We start from the raw sequence: 1,814 nt of genomic DNA, 5'->3' as shown, positions 1-1,814 counted from the left end.
AGGACGTTGCGCAGCTCCACCGCGATCAGCGAGTCCACGCCCAGATCGCGGAAGGCCCGCTCCGCACCCACCTGCTCGACGCCCTCGTACCCGAGCATGGCGGCCGCCAGCTTCCGCACCTCGTCCAGTACGAGGCGCAGCCCGGTCTCACGCGGCAGGCCGGCCGCCCGCGACCGCAGGCTGCCGTCGGCCTCGCCGGAGTTCGCGGCGTCGCCCGTTCCGGGGGCGGCGGCGGGAACCGCGAGGCGGGAGAGGAGGACGCTGGGGCGGGTGGCGGTGAACGCGGGGACGAAGCGTTTCCAGTCTGCGTCCACGACGAGCTGCGTGGTGACGCCCGCGTCCAGTACCGCCCCGAGGGCGGACAGCGCGAGTTGAGGTGCGAGTGCGGTCACGGCGCCTTGGCCGCGACGCCGGACGCCGGACGCGACGGCCATCCCGTCCCCCGCCCACGGCCCCCAGGCGACGGACGTGGCGGACAGGCCGTCGGCGCGCCGGCGCTCGGCGAGAGCGTCGAGGACCGCGTTGGCGGCGGCGTAGGCGCCCTGGCCCGGGCTCCCCAGCGTTCCCGCCAGCGAGGAGAACAGGACGAACGCGGAGAGATCCAGGTCGCGGGTCAGCTCGTCGAGCAGGTGGGCGGCCGACGTCTTGGGACGCATGACCCGCTCGACGCGTTCGGCGTCGGTCGACAGCAGCGTGGCGTCGTCCAGCACCCCAGCCGTGTGGAAGACGGCATCGAAGGAGTGCTCGGCAAGAAGCGCGGTGAGGTCCGCGCGCACGGAGACGTCCAGGCCGCGCAGGGTGACCCGGGCGCCCGCCTGCTCCAGCTCGGCGCGCAGCTCGGCGGTCCCGGGCGCGGTTTCGCCGCTGCGGCTCACCAGGACGAGATCGCGGGCGCCGCGCCCCACGACCCAGCGGGCCACGTGGGCTCCCAGGGCTCCGGTGCCTCCCGTGATCAGCACCGTTCCCTTCGGCTTCCAGGAGGCGACGGGCTGCGGCAGCGCGGCGGACTGCTCGAGCCGTCGGCCGAAGACACCGTGCGGGCGGACGGCGAGCTGGTCCTCGCCGCCCTTGAAACGCGTCAGCGCGCGCATGAGACGGGTGCACGCCCGGTCGTCGACGCGCTCGGGCAGATCGATCGATCCGCCCCAGACATCCGGGTGCTCGAGCGCCGCGACGCGGCCCAGCCCCCATGCGGCGTTGTGCGAGGCGCGAGTGACGCGTTCGGTCCCGCCGACTGCGACGGCGCCTTGGGTGAGGGTCCAGAGTCGTACGCCCGGCATGCGCGACTCGGCGAGCGCGCGCAGCGCGTGCAGCGTCCCCACGGCAGGTCCGGCGGACGTGGCGAAGGCGAGGAGCGAGAGGACGCCGTCCGGGCTCCGGGTGGCGTCGGTCGTGTCGGTACCGCCTGCGGGAAGGCGGACGGCCTCGGCGCAGGCTGTGGGGTCGGCTGCGTCCACTTCGACGACGTGCGGGGTGAGTCCCTGCTTCCGAAGACCGGAGACGAGGCTGTTCATCATCTCCAGCGAGTCGCCGTCGGCGTCGGACGGAACCAGGACCGTCCAGTTGCCGGTGCCGGACGCTCCGGCCCCCGGCCGGGTCTCGTCGTCGCGGGTCAGCTGCCGCCAGGACACCTCGTATCGCAGGGCGTCGATCGCGGCCTGCTCCTGTCGCCGCTGGTACCACTTCGCGAGAGCGGGGACGACCGGAGCGAGCGCGTCGGACGCGAGGTCGAGGCCCGCCGCGAGAGTCGGCACGTCCTCGCTCGCCACGGAAGCCCAGAACTCCGCGTCGACCACCACGGAAGCGCGCGTCGG

The 1,814-nt window shown here is 74.3% G+C and carries 1 protein-coding gene; it reads right to left on the bottom strand.

Going from position 1 to position 1,814, the window contains the following annotated elements; translation table 11 throughout:
- Positions 1-1,799: beta-ketoacyl reductase (locus tag ABT300_RS43755; RefSeq protein ID WP_351688677.1), on the bottom strand; the 1,799-nt coding region annotated here is incomplete at its 3' end.
- Between the last annotated feature and the right edge of the window lie 15 nt (positions 1,800-1,814).

This window comes from Streptomyces sp. NPDC001027 (assembly GCF_040299045.1).
Lineage (GTDB): Bacteria > Actinomycetota > Actinomycetes > Streptomycetales > Streptomycetaceae > Streptomyces.
Note: the sequence above shows the minus strand (reverse complement) of the source record. Positions and strands in the feature narration are given on the sequence as shown.